This window comes from Streptomyces sp. NPDC027189 (genome assembly GCF_055566975.1).
Genome location: NZ_JBVHRI010000014.1, coordinates 213257 through 233893 on the forward strand (window position 1 = coordinate 213257; position 20637 = coordinate 233893).

A 20637-nucleotide genomic window follows, 5' to 3' on the forward strand; every position below is an offset into this window, starting at 1 on the left:
GCTAGGAGACCGATGTCTTTCCGCACCACCACTTCCATCGATTACGTCGAGAACGTCTCGCCCGGCAGCGGCGCGCTGCCGCCGCGGGCCTGGTACGCGTCCTCGGATTCCACGTCCTTGTCACTCAACGGCAGTTGGCGCTTCCGGCTGTCGGTGACCGCGGACGCGGAGGACGACTCGTTCGCCGAGCAGGGCTACGACGCCGGGGACTGGGCGGAAGTCTCGGTCCCCGGGCACTGGGTGCTCCAAGGCCACGGTGCGCCGATCTACACCAACCATCTCTACCCGTTCCCGGTCGACCCGCCGCGCGTGCCGACCGAGAACCCGACCGGAGATCATCTGCGGGTCTTCGACCTGCCGTCCGACTGGCCCTCGGACGGCGGCGCCGTCCTCCGCTTCGACGGTGTCGAGTCCTGCGCCCGTGTCTGGCTCAACGGCACGGACATCGGCGAGTTCAAGGGCTCCCGGCTGCCGCACGAGTTCGCGGTCGGGCATCTGCTGAAGCCGAGCGGCAACGTGCTCGCCGTCCGCGTCCACCAGTGGTCGGCGGGCTCGTACCTGGAGGACCAGGACCAGTGGTGGCTGCCGGGCATCTTCCGTGACGTGACGCTGCTGCACCGCCCGGCGGGCGGCGTCCTCGACTTCTTCGTGCACGCGTCCTACGACCACGTCACCGGTGAGGGCACCCTGCGCGTCGACTCCGACGTCGACGGCCGGGTGACCGTGCCGGCCCTGGACATCGATGTCGCGACCGGCGAGTCGGTGACCGTCGCGGTCCGGCCGTGGACCGCCGAAGTCCCCCATCTGTACGACGGTGTGCTGGCCACGGAGGGCGAACGCGTCCCGCTCCGCATTGGCTTCCGGACCGTGGAGCTGGCGGACGGCCTGATCAAGGTCAACGGCCGACCGATCCTCTTCAAGGGCGTCAACCGTCACGAATGGCATCCGCAGCAGGGCCGCGCCCTCGACCTGGAGACCATGCGCGAGGACGTGCTGCTGATGAAGCGGCACAACATCAACGCGGTCCGCACCTCGCACTACCCGCCGCATCCGGCGTTCCTGGACCTGTGCGACGAGTACGGCCTGTGGGTCGTCGACGAGTGCGACCTGGAGACCCACGGCTTCACCGAACAGGCCTGGCGCGACAACCCCGTCGACGACGACCGCTGGACCCCGGCGCTGCTCGATCGCGCCGCCCGGATGGTCGAGCGCGACAAGAACCACCCGTCCGTCGTCGTCTGGTCCCTCGGCAACGAGGCCGGCACCGGGCGCGGGCTCACCGCCATGGCCGAATGGATCCGCGGCCGGGACGGCTCACGGCTGATCCACTACGAGGGTGACATCAACTGCCGTGACACAGACGTGTATTCACGGATGTACGCGGGCCACGCGGAGGTCGAGCGGATCGGCCGGGGCCTGGACGGCGGCGCGCTGAAGCGGCGTCAGCTCCCCTTCATTCTCTGCGAGTACGGGCACGCCATGGGCAACGGCCCCGGCGGCATCGCCGACTACCAGCGCCTCTTCGAGTCCTACGACCGCATCCAGGGCGGTTTCATCTGGGAGTGGATCGACCACGGCATCAAGGACGAGCGGTACGGGTTCGCGTACGGCGGCGACTTCGGCGAGGAGCTGCACGACGGGAACTTCGTCTGTGACGGGTTGGTCTTCCCGGACCGGACGCCGTCGCCGGGGCTCATCGAGTACAAGAAGGTGATCGAACCTGTTCGCATCGTCAGTGATGGCGCGGACGGGACCGTGCGCGTGACGAATGCCTACGACTTCGCCGATCTCTCGGCGCTCGCCTTCGAGTGGTCGTACCAGGTCGACGGCGAGACGGTCGAGGCGGGCGCGCTGACCGTGCCCGCGCTCGGCCCCGGCGAGTCGGCCGAGGTGAAGCTGCCGACGTCGCCTGCCGACGCGCGCGGCGGGGCCGAGACACAGTGGACGGTACGGGCGGTGCTCGCCGCCGGGACGGCGTGGGCGCCGCGGGGTCACGAGGTCGCCTGGGCTCAACTTCCCGTCGGCGAACGGGCCTTGCCACGCATGGCCCAGTCCGACGGGCCCGTGCTGGGCGAGCGGCGGATCACCCTCGGCCCGGCAGCCTTCGACGCCCGCACCGGTGCGCTGCGGACGATCGGCGGGGTCGACGTCACCGGTCTGCGCCTGGACGTGTGGCGGGCGCCGACCGACAACGACAACGGCGCGCACTGGCAGCCGGACGAGCGCTACGGCCTGCTCTGGCGCAAGCTTGGCCTGCACCGGATGCGACACCGGCTGGACGCCGTGGAGTTGGGCGACGACGCCTTGACCGTACGCACCCGGGTGGCGCCCGCCGCCTGGGAGGTGGGCCTGCGCACGGTGTACCGGTGGACGTCCGACGGGACGCGGCTGCGGCTGACCGTGTCCGTGGCGCCCGAGGGCGACTGGAAGCTGCCGCTGCCACGGCTCGGGATCCGCCTGGGGCTCTCGGGCTCGGCGGACCGGGTGAAGTGGTTCGGCGGTGGTCCCGGTGAGGGGTATCCGGACACCAAGTCCGCTTCCATGGTGGCGCGTTGGGAGTCGACGGTCGACGAGCTGCAGACGCCGTACGTGCGTCCGCAGGAGAACGGCGCCCGGGCCGATGTCCGCTGGGCGGAGATCGGTGGTCTGCGCGTCGAGGGCGATCCGTCCTTCTGGTTCACCGCGCGCCGCTGGACGACCGAGCAGCTCGACGTCGCCGAGCATCTGACGGACCTGGCGCCCGGCGACACGGTCTGGGTCAACCTCGACCACGGTCAGCAGGGCATCGGCTCGCAGTCGTGCGGTCCCGGGGCGCTGCCGAAGCACCAACTGCGGGCTGCTCCCGCGGAGTTCTCATTCGTCTTCTCGGAGATCCATGACTGACACCCTCACCCCCATCGCGGCCGGCCGGCTCTTCAGCCGTCCGGCCGCGGTCGCGTCCTGCGTCGCGTTCGTCCTCATCGGCATGGTTCAGGCGCTCTACGGGCCCGCGGTGCCGGGCCTGCGGGAGGAGTTCGGCCTGTCTCCGTCCGGAGCCGGGCTCGGCCTGAGTCTGCACTTCACGGGAGGGGTCGCGGGCGTCCTGGCCTTCAACGCGATCCACTCCCGGATCAGTAACAGAGCACTGCTGGCGGCGAGTTACGCGCTGATGGCGGCGGGCGGCGCGGGCTTCGCGTTCGCGCCGAACTGGCCGTCGGCCCTCGCCGCCGCCTTCCTCGGCGGCCTCGGCTTCGGCGGTATCGACTACGGCCTCAATCAGCTCTTCGCGGTCGGCTTCGGCGACCGCTCGACGGCGATGCTGAATGTGCTGAACGCCCACTTCGGCATCGGCGCGGTGCTCGGTCCGGCGCTCATCGCGTGGGTGGGTCCCGATGACTACGGGTACGCCTTCGGGGCGTGTGCCGTGCTGGCGGCGGCGCTGATCCCGTGCACGGGCGGGGTGCGCAGCGAGGCGCCTGCCGCGTCCGAGTCCGCCGGGAAGCCCGCCGCCGGTGGGCTGCTCTCCCGTGTGCTGGCCGGCTTCCTCGCCCTGTACATCCTGAACGTCGCCGTCGAGGCGGGCGTCGGCGGCTGGGAGCCCACCCACCTGGAGACCGTCGGCTACAGCGCGACGGTCGCCGCCTCCGCCACCTCGGTGTACTGGCTGATGATGACGGCGGGCCGTTTTCTCGTCGTCCCGGTCACGCTCCGGTACGCACCCGAGCGCATCCTCGCGGTCTGCGCGGCCGGGATGACGGCGTGCCTGCTGCTGGCGCTGATACCGGGGGCGGCGCCGGTCGCGTACGCCGGTGTGGGCCTGTTCATCGCACCGGTGTTCCCGACCGGTCTGCCGTGGCTGAACCAGGCGCTGCCGGGGGCCAAGCGGGCGGGCGCCTGGGTGATCGCCGCGTCGATGATCGGCGGGGTGGCGGCGCCACCGCTCCTCGGTGTGGGCATCGAGGCGTCCGGGATTCACGCGGTGCCGTGGCTGTTGACCATGTTGTCAGGCGCGTCGCTGGTGGCGACGGTCTGGCTGATGCGGCTGACGCGGGAGCGTGCGACATGAAGGGCGTGAACCGAGTCAACAGCACCGCCGCTGTGAACGGGGGCAGCAGCTCCACCGGTGTGAACGGCAGCATCCAGGTCCGCGGCCTCTCCCGCACCTTTCACACCACCGTCCGCCGCCCCGGCTTCACCGGCGCCCTCAAGTCTCTCGTCAGCCCGGAGCGAGTCGCGAAGGAAGCGGTCTCCGACGTCACCTTCGACGTGGCCCCCGGAGAACGGCCGTGCTCGGACATGGTGGTTCGGGGTGCTCGCGCACGCGCATCTGTCCACCACGCAGATCTACTTGGCGGCGGGGGCCGACGAGGTGATCGAGACGGTCCGAGCCCATCACGCCCGGCAGAGCTCGATGCCCGCCGGAGCGCAGGTCATCGAAGGTGTCCCTCGGAGTCCCCTCGTTCGACCAAATCGGAGGTCGAACGGGCGGTGAGCCCTGATCACGAGTCGACGCCTGGAGCCTGACGGCTCCTCGTCCGGCAGGTTGGATGCAGTCATGTGTTCGGTCAGACAGCCCCTGCTTAGGCTTTGCGGGCGAGCAGTTGAATCTCCTGGAACTGCCGTCGGTCGGTGGGCTGAGGCTCGCGAACCATCCGGGCCACCTCGGCCAACCCGGACTTGCGCAGCATCGCGGCGAGGTGATCCGGCGACCACCGATAGGCCGGCGCGACTGCGTGATCGAAGACCTGCGTCGGGTGAGACGGATCATCGCTTGCCGAAAAGCCGACCAGAAGGTGGCCGCCAGGTGCCAGCACACGATGGAACTCCGCCAAGATGACCGGGAGTTCCCGCGGCGGAGTGTGGATGATGGACCAACGTGAGAGTACGCCGCCCAGCACGCCGTCAGCGATGTTCAACGCGGCCATCGAGCCCACGTCGAACCGCAGGCCCGGATAGGCCTGTCGAGCCAACGTGATCATCGCAGGAGAGGCATCAACACCAAACGCCGCCAGCCCCAACTCATCCAGATAAGCGGTGATATGGCCAGGCCCACACCCCAGGTCTGCGACCTGACCGTCCCCACTCGCACGTACGACCTCAGCGAAGACACCCAAGATCGCGCGGTCCAGTGGACTGTCACGCAGCGTGTCGCGGAACAGCTGCGCGTAGGTGGGGGCAGCAGCGTCGTAGGCCTCGCGGGTGGCACTGAGGGCATCGTGTTCGACCATGCTCGCGACAGTAGTTCCTGGCGCTGAGGCGAGCCGAGAGAATCACGATCTTCCCTCCCGTCCGTTCGCCCGGGCTATCGCTGGTTCATCCCTGAAAGGGCGGGGCCGGTCCGGTGTCGTGCTTGTCCGGGTTCTGTCTGATGGATGCGGGAGGAGGGCGTGCTTGGGCTCGGGGCGGGGTGGCCCCCACTCAGCCCCTCACCCGACCCGACGACGGCGATCGCCTCGTCCTCGTCCGTGGGCAGCACGAGCGCACCCTGCTCCCGCAGCGTCGCGACCTGCTGATCGAGCGTGCGGAGCCTTAACTGATCGTTTCAGAATGAGTTGAACTGCGGGTCTTGTGCTCGGTGATCTGAGCGTCGTAGGTGTGCACCGCGATCTGTGTGGGCGGTGCGGGAGCGCGGTGTCTCGTCCGGTCTCGCGGTGGGGACGTCCTCAAGCAACTACCGGTTCTCGGCGAAGTACTGCCAGGGCGTCGCCGTCCTTGCCGATGGCGCCCGCGCGTGAGATCTCACACGCTGCCGAGCAGCAGGCCACGGTTCTCCTGAAGCCAGCGCGCTTCATCACGCATCTCAGTGGCATCGCCCCGGGCCAGGAAGCCGGCCCACGGTTCGAGTCCGCGCGCGCCCAGGCGTCGGATGCGCTCGGACTCGCGTTCCTGGAGCCCCTCCAAGGCGTCCAGCACGGTGGGCGGCTGCGCTCCGTAAGCGGAGCAGAGAATCTCGAGGCGGGTACGCAACGCCGTCATGTCAGTGATCCAGGGGGCCCGTTCGGGATCCAGCGGGCGCAACGGCACCGCGTACCAAGCGAGTTGAGCCATGTCGTCCATGGCGTATCCGGGCGCTGCACAGTCCCAGTCGATGAAACCGGTCAGGCGGTCGCCGTCCCAGATGGAGTTCCACGGGCCGAGGTCTCCGTGCCGGATCACCATGCCTGGCCGCCATTCCTCCTCGTGCAGCTGCCAGCGGGAGCCGGGCGAAGGCCGGAAATCGCGCACGGAATTGTGGTAGTCCCGTAGCCAGTGCCCGAGCTCCACAAGTCCGCGCGAAGACCTCAGAAAGGGAGGCCAGGGCTTGAGGGCAGGCTCTCCGTGGAGCAGGGACAGCACCTCCTCCTGGCCGTCGATGCCCAGCGCGCGCGGCGCTTTGCGGAAGCCCACCGTCTCCAAGTGCTTCAGCAGCGAATGCACCGCGGGCGTCCACTCCCCCACGGGACGCCTGATGGTTTCGCCGACCCGCCGAACCGTGGTAACGCTGCCCTGGTCGATGGCGCCGTCCTCAATCACCCGTCGATGATAGAGCAGTCGGCTCCTCCTCGGACGGCTGCTGGGAGACCGGTTCGTCGCCCGCATGGGCCGCCGCGCCTTCGTCCGGCTCTCGCTTCCTCACGGCCGCCATCGGGGGGCGATGGCCCTCGTAGGGCCCGGTCAGCGACAAGTGCTCCTGGATCCTGGGCACTTTCGGCGGGTACGGCGCCGCTCTCCCGTACGACGGGAACTACGCGGCGAAGCCCCCCGCGTACACCGGTCTGTCGAACGGGCTCAATCCGGCCGCGTGACGCGCCCTTGCCGCAGGTCGCGAGCCGTCTGTCCGTAGTGCGTCCGCAGGGCCCGGGCGAGGTGCCGGGGGTCGTGAATGCCCCAACGGGCGGCGACGGCCGCCGTCGTACGGCCGTCATGGGCGGGCCGGCCGACTGCCCTCGACCGCCCGCTGCCCCCGGGCGTCCGCCCTCAGTGGTCCGCGCAGCAGGGCGTGGGCTCCGGCACCTCGAACGGGACCAGCGTCCCGCCCGCGGCCGGCATCGCCGTCAGGACCAGTTGCCCCTCGCGCCACTCCGGGCGTACGTGGTCGCGCGTGACGATCCGCCGCTCCGGCTCGGGACCGTCGGGTGCGCCGAGTACGGCGACCCGGTCCACGGCGGAGCCGGCCAGCAGCCGGGCTACGGTCACCGTGCCGGTGAGGGCCTCGGACCCGGCGTAGAGCACGGCGCGGCCACCCGTGCGCGCCGCGTGCTCGGCGGCGGCCCGGGCGGCCCCGGCGGCCAGGTCGGCGGGACCGTGCCGCTCGGCGCCGAGGGCGACCCCGAACTCCCGTTCCGCGAGCCGCTGAAAGGCCGCGCGGGCGGCACGCTCCGACGGCACGGCGAAGGACAGCGCCGTGTGCGGGCGCCCCCCGTCCCGTACATGGTGCGTGCAGCCCAACACGTCCTCGGCCGCGCCGAGTTCGACAGCCAGCCCGCGCAGCAGGTGGTCGGCCTCCCGCAGGGCTCCCACGAGGCCGGTGTCGACTCCGACGACGTACTCGTACCGCTCGGTCACGACGGCAGGACCCACACCGGGTTGGAGTAGAACCACAGGTCCTTCCACGGGTCCGCGTCGCCGACGACGTCCACGGCAGGGCCCGCCGGGTCGACCGCCGAGCCCATCAGGCCGACGGCGGAGCGGTTGCCGTCGGTGCCGCGCAGACGGACGTACACCGGGCGGTCGACGGCACCGAGGTCATACGTGAGACGCACGGTGCCGGTGGACTTGTTCACCTCGTACGACTGGACGACCTTCGCGGTGGGAGCGGTCATCGTGTCCCGGTCCGAAGCCGCGCCTGTCACATCACCCTGGATGACGTCGACCCGCGCCAACTTCGGTACGAAGCCTGCCCAGTTGGGACCGCCCGCCAGCCCCAGGTCCACCGTCAGCGTGACCCGCGTGCCCTTCGTCACGTGCAGCGCCCCGCCGAGCGTGGCCCAACGGCCGCCGCCCGCCACTCGCGCGTCGAGACCGCTGAGGAGCTGCCCGTGGTCGACCCACACGCGCCCGGCGCGGATGCCGTCCATCACTGCCGCGTACGAGAACCCGTCGGCGCCCACGTGCGTACGGCTGTACTGGCCGGGCCAGTAGTCGCCCTGCGTGAGGTCGACCTTGCCGCCGTAAATGGGGTCGGTGTGCTTGCCGTTGGCAAGGAAGTCACTGTCCGGGCCGCCGCGCACCGCCGTGTCCGTGTACACCTGGTGGGAGTCGGAGTTGGCGGTGATCCACCAGGGCTTGCCCTCGGCGAGGAGGCTGTCCCACAGGCCGCCGACGGTGGCGGTCATCCAGTCGAAGCCGCCCCAGGTGCGGTAGCTCTCCAGCGGGTACCCGCCGAAGGAGTTGGCGCTCGGGCTGTTGTCGTAGATGCCACGGGCCCGGCCCATGCCGAGCGGGGCGGCGATACCGGCCGCCTGGTGGCCCGGGGCACCCTCGAAGCCGACCGCGATCTGATGGCCCGAGCCGGTCGCGTCGCGCCAGCCGCGAATCTCGTGCGGCGAGTCGACACCGCGCCGCGCCGGGTGGTTGGCGAGCATCAGGGCGTCCTTGACCTTGCGCCGTTCGACCTGCTCCGCAAGGAAGTTGAGGCCCGCGACGGCGAGCGCCTCGTTGGCGGGCGTCGAGTCGGAGGCGCCCTTCACGCTGCCGTCGTAGTCGGTCTCGAACTGCTTGAGGACCGCGACCTCGTTCTTGCCGGGGTGGACGAAGACCGTGCCGTGCTCAGCAGCCGGGATGTTCCACTCAAGGCCCTGGAAGACCAGCGTGTCCTCGTACGCGTCCCGGGCCTCCTGGATGTCCGGGTTGACCTTCTCCACACCGATCTTGGCGTGTGTCTCGCTGCCGTGGTCGGTGATGACCATCCAGCCCAGGCCGTGTCGGGCGCCCTGGCGGACCTGGTCGCCGACGCGGTACTTGCCGTCGCTGCTGTACTGCGTGTGGATGTGGTGGTCGCCGGCCAGCCACAGGAAGCCGTTCTTCCTCCGGCTGTCCGTGGAGGCGTACGCGGGGGTGGCGGCCCCCTGCGCGAGAACGCTTCCGGCGGCCAGTCCCGCGCCGAGCAGTCCGGCGCGGCGCAGCAGCGAGCGACGCGACTGCTGGTCGGGGGTGAGCGCCTCGTCGGGCACGGAGGTGTCGAAGGCGGCGGGAAGCGGGGCGCCGCCCGACTCCTCGTGGTGGTGATGGTGGTGATGCCCGTGCTCGTGTCCGTGCGTGTGCCCCATGACCGCCTCCTGAGTCGCGCGCCACCCCATGGACGCGTGTCACGAGGAGATTCGATGCGAAACATGAACGGTGAACGGCCGGTGCGTGATCGCCGAGCGACCCAGGCGGGTCAACTGGTCCAGTCCGCGAGCAAGTCGGTCATCCGCCCGTCCGTTGCGTCCGGACTTCCGCCCAGACGACCTTGTACGCGCCGCCCGGCCGGGGGTCCACTCCCCAGCGCTCGGCGAGCCCCGCGACGAGCAGCAGCCCGCGACCGCCCTCGTCGTCCGACGGTTCCTGGAGAACGGGCAGCCGGTCCGTCCGCCCGTCGGCCACCTCCACGCGTACGACGCCGTCGCCCAGCACCAGCCGCACACGGAAGCCGCGCCCGCGCACACGCCCGTGCCGCACGGCGTTCGCGGCGAGCTCGGCGACGACGAGGGTCACGCTTTCGCTCGCCTCGCTGTCGTACGCGAACCCCCATGCGTCCATCCGATGCGCGACGAGCCGCCGCGCGAGCCGGGCCCCTCGCGGGGTGGAGCTGTAGAGCTGGGTGAACGTACGTACGGTGACGGGGACTTGAGTTTGGGTCTCTCCTTGCATGCGGCAACGGTCCCGTGGGGCACGGGGGTCGACCAGCTCCGCCACTCGTACAAAGCGCGGTGTACGAGTTCACGGACTGGACAGTGTGCGTCACCCTGCGTGACCCTTGGTGACTCGGCGGGGTTGGCACCAAGAAGCTCGGGGGTTCCCGGCATGACCGACAGCACCATCAGCATCGACAACGCGACCGAGACCGAACCGCCCGACACTCTGAAGGCGTTCGGGGCGGTCCACAAGGCCTTCCGCAAGCGGGCGGGTTACACGCAGGAGGAGTACGCGCCGCTCGTGCAGTACCAGCCGTCCACGGTCGCGTCGATCGAGCAGGGGCGACGCTTCCCGCATCGCCGGTTCGTCGATCGCGCGGAAGAGGTCCTGGACGCGTTCGGCGTACTGAAGGGGGTCTACAAGCACGCGGGGCGGGAGAAGGGCCTGGCGTCCTGGTTCCGTCCGTGGGCGGAGCTGGAGGAGCAGGCGATCAGCCTCTACACGTACGAGAACCGGCTGGTGCCGGGGCTGTTGCAGACGGAGGGGTACGCACGCACTCTCTTTCGCGAGCGGGTACCCGTGCTCACGGACTCGCAGATCGAGGCCCAGATCGCGGCTCGCCTGGAGCGCCAGTCCCTCCTCAGGGAGCGCCCCAACACGGCGTTCAGCTTCATCGTCGAGGAGCACGTCTTCCTGCGACAGACCGGCGGGGTGGACGTCACGCGCGAGCTGATCGACCACGTCCTGGAGGCCATGGAACCGCGCAACGTGGAACTGCAGTTGATGCCGCTGACGCGAGGCGTCCACGCGGGACTCAACGGCCCCATCCAGCTGCTGGAAACCCCCGAGAACGAGTGGTTCGGCTACTGCGAGGGGCAGGAAAACGGTCAGTTCGCCGCCAATCCGAAAACGATCAGTGTGCTCCACATGCGCTATGCGAAACTGCGCTCACAGGCTCTCACGCCGGACGACTCCCGGAGCCTGTTGGAGCGGATGCGAGGAGCGCTATGAGCACCACCGAACAGACCTGGTTCAAGAGCAGCTACAGCAGCAGCGGCGACGGGGACTGCGTCGAAGTGGGCCTCGCCTGGCGCAAGTCGAGCTACAGCGGCGACAGCTCGGGCGACTGCGTCGAGGTCGCCGCCTGCCCCGCCACCATCCACATCCGCGACTCCAAGAACACCCGCGGCCCCCAGCTCACCCTCTCCCCCACCGCCTGGACGGACTTCGTCGAGTTCACCGCGCGTGGCTGACCAAGTACGGCTCGCGTACCGGGAGTCGGGGAACTCCGAGGCCCCGCCCCTCGTGCTGGTGCACGAGCTGACCTCGGACGGCACGTCGTGGGACGAGGTGGCGGCCCACTTCGCCGCCACCCACCGCGTGCTCGTGCCGGACCTGCGGTGCCACGGCCGCACCCCGGTACGTACTCCTTCGAGCTGACGTTATGGACAGGGTTTGTTCCTGTCCGTTGTCCGTTGTCCGTTGTCCGTTGAGGATCTGGCGCTCAGCCTTCGGCCGCTCGGTGAACGCCTCTGCTGTGATGCCGGTACGGCGGTGGGACCGCAAGCGCGGGTCGCGGGCGTAGGTGGCCATGGCTGCCGAGGGGAGCACTGGCATGAGTGCTGCCGCTGGCCCGCGGCCCACCGCACCCCTTCTTCAGGAAAGCGCTGACTGCGTCGAACTCGAGCAGGCCGCCGACGGCGATCTCGGCCGTTGTACGCGGCGTACAGTTGCCCCATGGCTCGGCCTCGACAGTTTGACGAAGAAGAGGTTGTGCGGGCTGCCCGCGATCAGTTCTGGTCCGTGGGCTACAACGGCACCTCCATCGACGACCTGAGCGCTGTAACAGGCCTGGGTCGGGGAAGTCTGTATGGAGCCTTCGAGGACAAGCACGCGCTGTTCCTGCGGGCTCTCGACAGTTACAACAGTGACGCACTGAGAGCCTGGCGCACAGCTCTGGGCGGCCCCGGACCGGCCCTGCCCATGCTGGAGCGGCATGTACGTAATGTCGCGGAAGGCATCATCTGGGACGTGGAACGGCGCGGCTGCATGATGGCCAAGATCGCAGCGGAACTGTCGGCCGTCGACGAGGTCGTTGCCGAGCGAATCGCCGCGGTTGTCCCTGGGCTGCATGGCGCGCTGCGGGGCTGCATCGCGCGGGCCCAAGCGGAAGGCTCTCTGCATGCTGACGCGGACGCAGACAGCCTCGCCAGCCTCCTGCTTGCCGTGCTCCGGGGGCTTGAGGCCCTGGGCAAGGCGGGAGCCACTCCGGAGGTCGTCAACGGGGCTGCAGAGCAGGCCTTGGCGCTCCTTCCCTGCGTTTCGGCGGACAAGCATGCGCCGGGTACCAGGTCCTCGACCGGCGCCTGATCGTCGCTACGGCGTCACAAGGCGGCTGTCGCCAGGCGCGCAGCCGACCGGTCGCAGAGGGGTCACAAGAGCGAAGCGGGCAGCGGCGGCTACCAGGGGCGGACGAGGACGGTGCCAATCTTGCCGGGCCGTACCGCGTGCTCCAGGGCGATGCCCAGCTCGTCAAGGCCGTACGTTGCGGCCACGTCGAACTGGTCCTTGAGCGCGAGCGCGATCAGCTGTGCGGTGGCGACGTCGGATGCCCGTCTGTCGGCGGAGGCCTCGGACAGCCACCGGCCGATGTTCTTGCCCCGTAGCGTCAGCGACTTGTGCAGCAGCGTCGACGCATGTACCGAGATCGGCTCCTCGCCGATCTGCCCGTAGCTGACCAGCTTCCCGCCCGGCGTCAACAGGTCCAGCAGGGTCTCCGCCAGCTTCCCGCCGATCGGGTCCAGGGCCACACTGACCGGGCGGCCGCCGGCTGCTTCGCGGACCTCGTCTGCCCAGCCAGGATGCTCTGTCGCCACGACCGGCACGTCGGGGAATCGCTTGCGCAGTTCGGCGGCACCGCGGTCGCTGCGGACGACGTTGACGAGCGACAGGTTGTGCACCAGGGACGTGCCCGTCAGCAGCCGCCCGACCGACGAGCCCGCGGCGGTCTGCACGAGAAGACCGTCGTATCCGAAGGCCGGGTGCTCCTGCGCCTCACGGCGCAGCATCACCGTGGTGAGCGGGTTCACCAGCATCTGCGCCGCGACCTCGTCCGACAGCTCGTCCGGTACGGCGACGACCGTCTCGGCATCCGCCACGATCCACTGGGACCAGGCCCCCGCCTGCGGGAAGACCGTTACGCGGCTGCCGACCGTGACGCCCGGCGCCACGCGTGTTCCCGGGCCGATCGCCTCCACCACGCCTGTGGCCTCCACGCCGGCGGGAACCGCCTTTGCCGCCTCCCCGGGGTAGACCTCAACGGCCTGGAGATCACCAGGGTGCACCGGGAAGGCGGTGGTGCGGATGAGGACCTGACCGCCCCCGGGCGCTGTCGGCTCCGGCTCCTCGATCACGGTCAGGACGTTGGCCGGCGACCCGCCATGGGTGTAGACGACACGACGGTTCATGATGCTCCTCCTGCGCGCTCGAGAGTGGGGGCTGACCGGGGCGTCAGCCGACGTCCTGCAGCAGCAGGTGCTTTGCACTGAGTGCACCGTCCAGCTGCATCAGCCGCCCGCCCTCCCGCAGACCGCCAAGGTCCAGGACGGCGAATCCGAATTCGTCCAGCAAGCCGGCCACGGCCGCCTTCGCGTCGGCGTCGTCGCCCGCGTAGAAGGCCACTTGGCGTCCTTCGGTATGCCGGGGGTCTGCGGCGATGAACGGGGCGTACAGGGTGTTGAGAGCCTTCACGACCCGGGCGCCGGGAAGGTGGCGGGCAACCCACTCGCTGCCCGTGAGGTCACCGACGTCGTACCGCCCCCGCCAGGGGTTGGCCGCTGCGAACTGATTCGTCGTGTCGACGACGATCTTCCCGGCCCAAGTGGTGAGGCCTGTCAGTTCCGGCACGGCGAAGAACGGCACCGAGAGGAAAACGAGCTCCGGCTTCACCGCCTCCTCGGCCGTTACCGCACGGGCCTTCGGCCCCAGCCTGCCCACGAGAGCTTCGAGAGTCCTGGGGCCCCGGCTGTTGCCGATGAGTACCTCATGACCGTGGCGGACGGCCTTGTCGGCGACCGCCTGTCCCACTTCTCCTGCGCCGAGTACGCCAATGGTGCCGTGTGTGCTCATGGTGCTCTTCCTTGATCGTGTGCAGAGACCGCGCGGGCTGCCCGGCATTGGCTCGTGCAACCGACCCGGCGGTGTCTTCAGCCTGCAGAGGGGACCGTGCGCCTCCGCCTGTCAAGTGATCCACCGCCCCCGCCCTTGCTCTCGCTGGTGGCGGGAGTCTTCGGCGATTCCGTTTCCTGGGGCCTTCGGTGCTGTGCCGTGACGACGACTACACGCGGTGAGGGTTGAAGTCCAAGAGGACCTTGCCGTTCTTCTCCAGGTACGCGAGGGCCTCGGCGAAGTCCTTGGCCGGGTAGACGGGGGCAGAGGGCAAGGTGAGCTTTCCCGCCGCGACCAGTCGCGCCGACTCCGCACCGAGGTCCGGATGACGGGGGAGGTACTCGTCCTGGTACATCCAGAACTCCGTTGTGGTGATGTTCTTCGCCTTCAGTAGATTCTGGTCGGGCGTGAAGGGCTCGCCGCTCATGGAGCCGACGACGAACGGGACGAGCAGCGTCCTCGCCCTCCGCGCCGCAGGCCCCTGCCGTTGGAGGGTCCCGGGGCCGGTCTGTCTCGGGCGCCTGAAGTGACCGCCTAGTGCTCGGGGTCAAAGCGAAGGCAGCAAGGACGGCCGCCGCGGCGAAGCCGAGCACCACGTATCACGAATGCTGGAGCAGAGTCAGGTCTGCCGCCACGGAGGCGCTGCCGAGCAGGCGACGAGCACGCGGGCTGCCCGGCACCGGGTCGTGCAGCGACCCGGCGGTGTGTTCAGCCTGCCGAGAGCTGCAAGGAAGTCTGCGCGTCTCCGCTCCTCAAGTGATCCACAGCCACCTGCCGACACCCTCGGCAACGGGAGTCACGGCACTTCCGCCCCGAGGAGCTGCTGCGCATTTCCGGTTTTGTACCTACTAGTAAATAACTCGGATCTGGAGTATGCAACCGGCGGGGGTGCGCACCTGCCATGCGCCCCGCCCGAAGCCAGGAACGGCAACCCGTTCCCACGGCGCACGCGGTGCGGTGGGTTCGGAGGCCGCGAGTAGGCCCTGGCGTCCCGATGCGGGCAGTGGCCCACCGGCTTGCAAGGCCCTTCCCGCACAGGCCTGCCGCCGCGGAGGCGATGTCCGGGAAGGCAGGCGTCGGATCCGCGCCCTGCCGGAACTGCATCAGCACCTGCCCCCATAAACCTGTGCACATTAGGTTGCAACCTAGATATCCTAGGTTCAGCCGAGCAACAGGTGGTGGTGACACATGGCCCGTGCCGGGCTCACGACCGAACGTGTCGTGGAGGCGGCGGCCGATCTCGCGGACGAGGTCGGCTTCGAGAACGTCACCGTGTCCGCGCTGGCGCGGCAGTTCGGGGTGAAGGACGCGAGCATGTACTCGCACGTGAAGAGCGTGCGGGAGCTGCGCGAGCGGATCGCGCTCCTCGCGGCCGACGAGATGATCGACCGGATCGCCGCCGCCGTGGCCGGCCGCGCGGGCAAGGACGCGCTCGTCGCCTTCGCGGGCGCCTACCGGGAGTACGCGCTGGAGCGGCCGGGGCGGTACCGGGCCACGCATCTGCAGCTCGACCCCGCCGTCGCCGCCGAGTCCGACGCGGGCCGGCGCACCGCCGAGGTCACGTACGGCATGCTGCGCGCGTACGGGCTGTCCGAGCCTGACCTCACCGACGCGGTACGCCTGCTGCGCAGCACCTTCCACGGCTACTGCAACCTCGAAGCCATCGGCGGATTCGGCGCCCCCCGTGACGTACAGGCGTCCTGGGAGCGCGCGCTGGACGCGCTGCATGTGGCCCTGGAGCACTGGCCACGGACAGCGGGCGACGATCATGAGTGACCTTCACTACGACGTGTGCGGCAGCGGCCCGGTGCTGCTGATCATTCCCGGTGGGGCCGGTCACCTACCGCCGAGTTGCTCGTAGGTGCCGACCTCGTCGAGTTCCCCGGTGGTCACCTGGGCTGCCTGGAGCACTCCGTCGACTTCGCGGACCTGCCGGCCCGGACGTTCACTCGGCAGGGCCGAGCGGAGTCGTCACCGGGTTGCTGAGGTGCCGGCCGTACCGCTCGTCGCCGCGCCCGGCGTGATCGGCCCGGAGGTGCTGCTCCGGGCGACCTCGGCCTGCCGCGCCGCCGTCACCCTCGCCGGAATGCCGGCCGCTGTCGTGCCCCTCCCCCGGCGGAGCGCTCTGCGGTACAGCGCGTTTTCGTGGGGAGCGCGCTGGTCGCGGTCGTACTGGCCTTCTCCGGGGTGTATCTGGTGGTTCCTGCGGTGCTAGGGGTTGGGGCCCGCTGCGCTGAGCGCCTGCACGTCGGTGTACGCAGGCGTGACGCCTCGCGGCGGCCGTCCCGCCCGGATGTCCGCGGCCGTGTCCAGGGCCGCGCCCAGCGCCCGCCGGTACAACAGGGAGCCGAGGCTGACCCTGCGTACGCCGAGGTCGCCGAGTTGGGCGACGGTGGGACCCAGGGGTGAGTAGAGGATGTTGAGCGGCACGTCGAGGTTCTTCACCAGGGCGGTGATCCGGTCGGCGTCGCTCAGGCCGGGGACGAACACGCCGTCGGCGCCCGCCTGTTGGAAGGCGTCGAGCCGACGGCATGTCTCGGCATGGCTGCCGTCGCCGAGCCAGTACGTGTCGGTGCGGGCGTTCACGAAGAGGTCCGGTACGGCGGCCTTGATCGCGGCGATCTTCGCCGCGGCCTGCTGCACGGGCGCGAGGCCGTCCTCGATGTTGATGCCGACCACCCCGGCGGCCGCCAGTTCGCGCGCCAGCTCGGCGACGTCGTCCGGGTCTTGGCCGAACCCGTCCTCGGCGTCGACCGACAGGAGGAACGAGCACGCACTGAGCCGTCGGGCGAGTCGCAGCGTCAAGTCCCTGGTCGCCGCCGCACCGTCCGGCAGCCCGGCGGCAGCGGCGACGCCGAGGCTGGTGGTAGCGATCGCCTCGAAGCCCTGGGCGGCGAGGGCCGCCGCCGAGGCCTGGTCCCAGGCGTTGGGCAGCAGCAGCGGTGTGTCGGCGTAGTGGAGTGCGGAGAAGGGGGTCATGCCTGCCTCCCGACGGCATCCGCGTAGTACGTCGATCCCGTGAGGTGCGTGGCCAGTTCGCGGAACGTCCAGCCCTCTCCCGGGGAGTCGTCGAGCTGTTCGTCGGTCAGCTCGCCGAGCCGGTTCGCCCAGATGCGGGCGAGGCGTGTGAGCCGGCTGCGCGCCTCGTCGAGGTCCTCCCGCGTGAACGGCGCGAGGTCCGCCTGCGTAGTGCTCGCCGAGGCGTGCCAGCGGTCGGGCTGCGGCGCCTCACCCACGAGCCGGGCCTCCAGCTCGGCGAGGTGGTCGACGAGATGGTCGGCGACGCGTCGGATCGCCTTGTGCGGGGTGTAGACACGGTCGTCGACCCGGGCGGGCTTGCCCTCCCAGGCGGTCCAGGTGGCCGCGAGGTCGAGGACGTGGTCGACCATGGCGACGACCGCCTCGGCCGGTGTTTCCTTCGGGGAATCGGTCATGTCGAAACGCTAGACGCGGAACACTTCGGTGCCCGCCGAACCGTAGCCGCCACATCAGCCAGATCACTCCGAGGGGCGGGGGCAACCTTTCGCCCGTCGGCGGCGACTGCCCGGCATGACCAACGCAAGACGCAGCGCGCCTGCCCGCACGACGCACCGCCGTCGCCGTATCACCCGCAAGCCCGTGGTGGGCGCCCTCGCGGCCGCGGGACTGCTCGCCGGAGCGTGGTACGCGACCGCCAACGGGGCGACGACGGCCACCGACAGCCTCGCCGTCACCCACACGACCGTGAGTCTGTCGGCCAAGTTCCCTTATCTGTCCGCCGGTTACAACAACTCCCGCGAGTGGACCCGCACCGCGACCGCCGTGGCGCCGAACGGCACCCTGCGCGTGGCCTGGCCCGCCTCCGACGGCATCCACGTCACGCCGCTCACCGCGGCGGGCAGGCGGTCCGCCGCCGACACGGTGGTCAAGGGCGCCAAGGAGGTCGGCGGACTCGTCGCGCACAACGACGGCTTCGCCCTCCTCACCCGCGTCTCCGACACGAACAAGTGGAAGGAGACGGCGGCGGCCCTGGTCCGCTACACCAACGGCAAGCAGACCTTCCGCACGAAGCTCACGGGCACCGCCTCGCACGACACGGCACCGCTCCTAGACGGCCAACTGACCTGGAACGGATCGAAGTACGGCACCTACTTCGTCGTGCACGGCGCGGGCGGGGCCGCCGACGGCCACTACGGCGACAAGCTGTCGTACATCAGCGCCAAGGGGGCCAGGCTCAGCGGTGGCTGGAGCTGGGGCTGCAGCCACAACGAGGGCATCGCGCTGCACGCCGAGACGTCCGGCGCCTTCACCTCGCTCTGCTTCGACGACTGGCGCTCGGGCCTGTTCGTCTCGACGGGCATCGGCGCTCCCGACACCGCGCCGGTCGTGCAGCGCGAGCAGTGCTGGGCGGGCTACTGCGGCGGCACGTTCGCGAGCCGCACCGGCGACCTGGTGAAGTCCTCGACCGGCCGCTACGCCACCGCCTTCGGCTCCCGCGGCGCCGCCTCCGCCGCCAAGAACCCGGACGACGCGAGCGGCCGGGGCTGGACCGTGAAGCCCAGGACGAGCACCCACCAGGTGGCCGTCGCCTTCCTCAAGAACCGCAACACTCCCTCGGGCAAGCCGGTGTACCTCACCAGCGCCCCCGGCACCGAACACGTCAACGTCCACGTCGCCCCATACGGCAAGGACCGCCTGCTCGTCTCCTGGGAGTCCCTGAAGAACCCCAAGTGCACGGCCGGTACCTGCACGGGGACCTTCACCGACACCCACCTGCGTCTCATCGACTGGAACGGCAAGTTCCAGAGCGCGGACAAGGTCGTCCAGGCCCGGATCACGGGTGATATCGCCGCCCTCCCCGACTCCTCCCTGACCTGGGCCTACGCTCCCGTCACGCCGTCCTACACGAGCGCGCTCACAGGGGCCTCACCGACCACGACGACTCTGAGGATCGCGCGTCTGAAGTACTGAAGCGGAAGCGCGCCGACTCCCCCGAGGCCCAGCTCACGCCGACCTCGTAGGCCCCCTCGACCTTCACGGACACCAGCTCCGCGAGGGGCAGAGGATCCGGGTCGGCGGTGAGGCGGGCGAGGGCGACGAAGAGCGTGGCGTCCTCTCCGGTTACGCCGGTGGAGTCCAACAGGCCGTGTACAGGAAGGAATTCGGATCGTGTGCCGTCTCCGGGCGGCCATCCCGTGACGCACACCGGAGTCCCGGCGGGCGCCCCCGCCACCAGATGGGCACGTACCTCCACCGCGCCCCGGGCGACGACGAGGCTGGTGACCCGGATGCCCTCCGTGACCGTGTGGCGGGACGCCGCCCAGCCTGCGCCCACCCCCAGCGGCTCGATGTCCGTACGGCTCGCGTCGTCACCGACGATCACGCTGTTGTCGTACGACGGTGAAGGCTCCGTCGTCGTCGAGTACGCGAGCCGTGTGTAGTACGGGTCGTAGCGGACGTCCTCGCTGCCGTGGTTGTGGAGGCGGACCACGCCGTCGGAACTGGTCGACTGCAGAAGCCAGTTGGGCGCGCCGACGGGGGTGACCGTGTCGGCGCGGTCCGTCGGGCCCGGCTCCTCGCGCGCCGTCCAGGCCTCGTGGTCCGGTGGCAGGAGCAGCCCGAGGAAGGCCTTGCTCGCCCAGTACGGGGAGGCCGGGCCCGAATAGTCCTGCAGGAGCGCCTCGTTGGGACCGTGCCAGCCGAGGGTGAGCAGGCCGCGATCGTCCACCGCGCCCCGGTCGAGGAAGTAGTGCAGGGCGCCGGAGGACAGGCGTCGGGTCTCGCCCGGCGAGAGGGGCGTACGGCCCGTGAGGGCGCCGAGCCACAGGGGTGCGGTGGTCGCGAAGCGGTAGGTCAGGGAGCGGCCCTGGAGCATCGGCGCGCCGTCGCCGCCGAACAGGCGGGCGTAGTCGGCGAGATGGGCTTCCAGTCGGCCCCCGTACAGCTCCAGCAAGCCGGCGTCGTCCGCCAGCCACGCGTGCAGCACCGGGTACAGATGCATCGCCCAGCCGTTGTAGTAGTCGAACTTGCGGCCGTCGCCGTCGGTGTACCAGCCGTCGCCGACGTACCACTGCTCGATGCGCTCCAGGCCGCGGTCGATCGCGGTGCGCGAGGCCTCGGGCTCGTGGCCGATCTCCTGGAGGAAGCCGCCGACCGTCACCGGGAACAACTCCCAGTTGCACGGCCAGGCTTCGGCGGTCAGCGCGTCGCCGAGCCAGGCGGCGGCCCGCTGCCGTACGCCGTCGTCGAGGCGGTCCCACAGCAGCGGCCGGGTCAGGCGCAGCGCGAGGGCGATCGACGCGGCCTCGACGAGTGGCTGGCTGCGGTGCTCCACGCGGGGCCAGACGCCCGCCGTGCCGGCGGCGAGGCCGTCCGCGTACCGCTCCAGGACCTCCTCGTCGCGGCGGAAGGCGGCGAGGAGGAGCGTGCGCGCGTAGCCCTCCAGGCCGTCGGAGAGCCTGCCGGACCAGCTCGTGTGCGTGCCGGGGAGGTGGTAGAGCGCGCCGTCCTCGGTCGCGTACGGCGCGACGGCGGCGAGCAGGGAGTCGGCGACCGCCTCCCAGTGGGCGCGGGTGTATCCGGTGTACGGGCTGAGGGTGCGGTCCTCGGGTGGCATCGATCAGGTCCTGTTCCGGTCGGGAGATGCGGAGGTGCCAGTACCTGGGGCGCCCCGGTTCCGGTCGGGACGCCCCAGGA

Annotated in this window: 19 protein-coding genes and 1 pseudogene; 9 read left to right on the forward strand and 11 right to left on the reverse strand. The window is 70.3% G+C overall.

Annotated elements, in window-relative coordinates; genetic code table 11:
• Positions 1-12: 12 nt before the first annotated feature.
• The 3 genes and pseudogenes from ACZ4RZ_RS30150 to ACZ4RZ_RS30160 form a co-directional block, all read left to right on the forward strand.
• Complete coding sequence (locus ACZ4RZ_RS30150) at positions 13-2883, forward strand: glycoside hydrolase family 2 TIM barrel-domain containing protein (RefSeq protein ID WP_467749296.1); 2871 nt, start codon at positions 13-15, stop codon at positions 2881-2883.
• The gene (locus tag ACZ4RZ_RS30155; RefSeq protein ID WP_467749298.1) at positions 2876-4045 is read left to right on the forward strand and encodes an MFS transporter; all 1170 of its coding nucleotides are present in this window, start codon (positions 2876-2878) and stop codon (positions 4043-4045) included. The genes ACZ4RZ_RS30150 and ACZ4RZ_RS30155 overlap by 8 nt, the downstream gene beginning before the upstream one ends.
• Positions 4046-4104: 59 nt before the next feature.
• A pseudogene (locus tag ACZ4RZ_RS30160) lies at positions 4105-4260 on the forward strand (ABC transporter ATP-binding protein); the annotation flags it as partial.
• Positions 4261-4559: 299 nt separating this feature from the next.
• On the opposite strand, the gene ACZ4RZ_RS30165 reads toward ACZ4RZ_RS30160, so the two are convergent.
• From ACZ4RZ_RS30165 to ACZ4RZ_RS30185, 5 genes are all read right to left on the reverse strand, one after another.
• Positions 4560-5207 carry a class I SAM-dependent methyltransferase gene (locus ACZ4RZ_RS30165; protein ID WP_467749300.1) on the reverse strand — a complete coding sequence of 216 codons (648 nt, stop codon included), beginning with the start codon at positions 5205-5207 and terminating at the stop codon, positions 4560-4562.
• 511 nt (positions 5208-5718) lie between these two features.
• Positions 5719-6558, reverse strand: coding sequence for a phosphotransferase (locus tag ACZ4RZ_RS30170; protein ID WP_467749301.1), 840 nt, complete (start codon positions 6556-6558; stop codon positions 5719-5721).
• Positions 6559-6936: 378 nt separating this feature from the next.
• On the reverse strand, positions 6937-7524 hold the full coding sequence (locus tag ACZ4RZ_RS30175) for a hypothetical protein (RefSeq protein ID WP_467749303.1): 588 nt from the start codon (positions 7522-7524) through the stop codon (positions 6937-6939).
• Positions 7521-9227, reverse strand: coding sequence for a PHP domain-containing protein (locus tag ACZ4RZ_RS30180; protein WP_467749305.1), 1707 nt, complete (start codon positions 9225-9227; stop codon positions 7521-7523). Before ACZ4RZ_RS30180 ends, ACZ4RZ_RS30175 begins: the two co-directional genes overlap by 4 nt.
• 139 nt (positions 9228-9366) lie before the next feature.
• Entirely contained in the window at positions 9367-9810 is a 444-nt protein-coding gene (locus tag ACZ4RZ_RS30185) for an ATP-binding protein (protein ID WP_467749307.1), read from the reverse strand.
• A 153-nt stretch (positions 9811-9963) separates the two neighbouring features.
• Between ACZ4RZ_RS30185 and ACZ4RZ_RS30190 the strand changes: the two genes are divergently transcribed.
• From ACZ4RZ_RS30190 to ACZ4RZ_RS30205, 4 genes are all read left to right on the forward strand, one after another.
• Positions 9964-10806, forward strand: a complete 843-nt coding sequence (locus ACZ4RZ_RS30190; protein WP_467749309.1) for a helix-turn-helix domain-containing protein — start codon at positions 9964-9966, stop codon at positions 10804-10806.
• Positions 10803-11048 carry a DUF397 domain-containing protein gene (locus ACZ4RZ_RS30195; protein WP_467749310.1) on the forward strand — a complete coding sequence of 82 codons (246 nt, stop codon included), beginning with the start codon at positions 10803-10805 and terminating at the stop codon, positions 11046-11048. Before ACZ4RZ_RS30190 ends, ACZ4RZ_RS30195 begins: the two co-directional genes overlap by 4 nt.
• A complete protein-coding gene (locus ACZ4RZ_RS30200; RefSeq protein ID WP_467749312.1) occupies positions 11041-11235 on the forward strand; it encodes an alpha/beta fold hydrolase in 195 nt (64 codons plus the stop codon). Before ACZ4RZ_RS30195 ends, ACZ4RZ_RS30200 begins: the two co-directional genes overlap by 8 nt.
• Before the next feature lie 297 nt (positions 11236-11532).
• Positions 11533-12165, forward strand: coding sequence for a TetR/AcrR family transcriptional regulator (locus ACZ4RZ_RS30205; RefSeq protein WP_467749314.1), 633 nt, complete (start codon positions 11533-11535; stop codon positions 12163-12165).
• Between the two features lie 89 nt (positions 12166-12254).
• Here the strand turns inward: ACZ4RZ_RS30205 and ACZ4RZ_RS30210 are convergent, their stop codons facing one another.
• The 3 genes from ACZ4RZ_RS30210 to ACZ4RZ_RS30220 all read right to left on the reverse strand — a co-directional run bounded on the left by ACZ4RZ_RS30210 (position 12255) and on the right by ACZ4RZ_RS30220 (position 14389).
• Positions 12255-13262 carry a zinc-binding dehydrogenase gene (locus ACZ4RZ_RS30210; RefSeq protein ID WP_467749315.1) on the reverse strand — a complete coding sequence of 336 codons (1008 nt, stop codon included), beginning with the start codon at positions 13260-13262 and terminating at the stop codon, positions 12255-12257.
• Between the two features lie 43 nt (positions 13263-13305).
• Positions 13306-13923, reverse strand: a complete 618-nt coding sequence (locus tag ACZ4RZ_RS30215; protein ID WP_467749317.1) for an NADPH-dependent F420 reductase — start codon at positions 13921-13923, stop codon at positions 13306-13308.
• A gap of 208 nt (positions 13924-14131) precedes the next feature.
• Positions 14132-14389, reverse strand: a complete 258-nt coding sequence (locus tag ACZ4RZ_RS30220) for a hypothetical protein (protein WP_467749318.1) — start codon at positions 14387-14389, stop codon at positions 14132-14134.
• A gap of 761 nt (positions 14390-15150) precedes the next feature.
• On the opposite strand from ACZ4RZ_RS30220, the gene ACZ4RZ_RS30225 reads away from it, so the two are divergent.
• Positions 15151-15738 (forward strand): TetR/AcrR family transcriptional regulator, encoded by a 588-nt coding sequence (locus ACZ4RZ_RS30225; RefSeq protein WP_467749320.1) that lies wholly within the window; start codon positions 15151-15153, stop codon positions 15736-15738.
• A gap of 435 nt (positions 15739-16173) precedes the next feature.
• On the opposite strand, the gene ACZ4RZ_RS30230 is transcribed toward ACZ4RZ_RS30225, so the two are convergent.
• Positions 16174-16941 (reverse strand): isocitrate lyase/PEP mutase family protein, encoded by a 768-nt coding sequence (locus tag ACZ4RZ_RS30230; protein WP_467749321.1) that lies wholly within the window; start codon positions 16939-16941, stop codon positions 16174-16176.
• A complete protein-coding gene (locus tag ACZ4RZ_RS30235; RefSeq protein WP_467749323.1) occupies positions 16938-17396 on the reverse strand; it encodes a hypothetical protein in 459 nt (152 codons plus the stop codon). Before ACZ4RZ_RS30235 ends, ACZ4RZ_RS30230 begins: the two co-directional genes overlap by 4 nt.
• A gap of 115 nt (positions 17397-17511) precedes the next feature.
• Between ACZ4RZ_RS30235 and ACZ4RZ_RS30240 the strand changes: the two genes are divergently transcribed.
• Entirely contained in the window at positions 17512-18912 is a 1401-nt protein-coding gene (locus ACZ4RZ_RS30240) for a hypothetical protein (protein ID WP_467749325.1), read from the forward strand.
• Here ACZ4RZ_RS30240 and ACZ4RZ_RS30245 read toward each other — a convergent pair.
• The gene (locus tag ACZ4RZ_RS30245) at positions 18857-20557 is read right to left on the reverse strand and encodes a DUF2264 domain-containing protein (RefSeq protein WP_467749327.1); all 1701 of its coding nucleotides are present in this window, start codon (positions 20555-20557) and stop codon (positions 18857-18859) included. The genes ACZ4RZ_RS30240 and ACZ4RZ_RS30245 overlap by 56 nt on opposite strands.
• Between the last annotated feature and the right edge of the window lie 80 nt (positions 20558-20637).